Here is a 787-nt window from a genome sequence, read left to right as displayed (position 1 = left end):
CCTCGCGAGCGGGCATCGGAGAACCTCCATGGGCGGACCGTATGTGCGTCGGCCGGGTGCCCCGCACGGGAGAGAGGGAAACCGGCGCCTGATGACGAAGGCGTCGAATGGGTCGAAATCCAGAGGAATCCAGAGGAATCCAGAGGAAATGAGGCAGAGGGAGTGAGTCAGAAGGAATGAGTCGGGAGGAATGAGTCAGGGGAAAGGGAGAAACGGAATCGATCGGGCCGCTGTGTGTGACCGGTAAGGGGGACCGACGGCCGGCGGCCCGGGCTTCCGGCGAGGTCGGGCACCGGCATGCCCGGTGGCAGTATGTGGGGGTGCGCTACCTCTATCGCATCCTGGGCACCACGCAAGCCCTCCGCGCGGACGGCACCCCCGTGTCCGTGGGCGGGCCGCGGCTGCGCGCGCTGCTGACCGCGCTCGCCCTGGCGGGAGGCCGCGCCGTCCGCACCGGGGAACTGGCCGCCGCGGTGTGGTCCGAGCACGAGGATCCGCCCGCCGACGAGACGGCCGCGCTCCAGGCCCTCGTGGGGCGGCTGCGCAGGTCGCTGGGGCGGAAGGCGGTCGCCTCCGTGGAGGGCGGCTACCGGCTGGTCGTCGAGCGCGACGACATCGACTTCTTCCGCTTCGAGCGCCTGGCCGCCGAGGGCGCGTCGGCGCTGGCCGGCGGTGACCCGGCCACGGCCGCCCGCCTGCTCGACGAGGCGCTCGCGCTGTGGCGCGGCCCCGCGCTGGCCGACCTGCCGGACGGGGGAGGGGCCGCGGGCGTCCGCGCCGCGGCCCG

The 787-nt window shown here is 73.7% G+C and carries 1 protein-coding gene; it reads left to right on the top strand.

What is annotated here, in order from left to right; genetic code table 11:
* Positions 1 to 320: 320 nt before the first annotated feature.
* Positions 321 to 787, top strand: a 467-nt coding sequence (locus FM076_RS09175; RefSeq protein ID WP_345944933.1) for an AfsR/SARP family transcriptional regulator, incomplete at its 3' end; no start/stop codon positions are given.

Source organism: Streptomyces albus subsp. chlorinus (assembly GCF_013302895.1).
In the GTDB taxonomy this organism is placed as follows: Bacteria; Actinomycetota; Actinomycetes; order Streptomycetales; family Streptomycetaceae; genus Streptomyces; species Streptomyces chlorinus.
The sequence above is the reverse complement of the archived record's forward strand: the minus strand, read 5'-3'. Positions and strand labels throughout refer to the sequence as shown.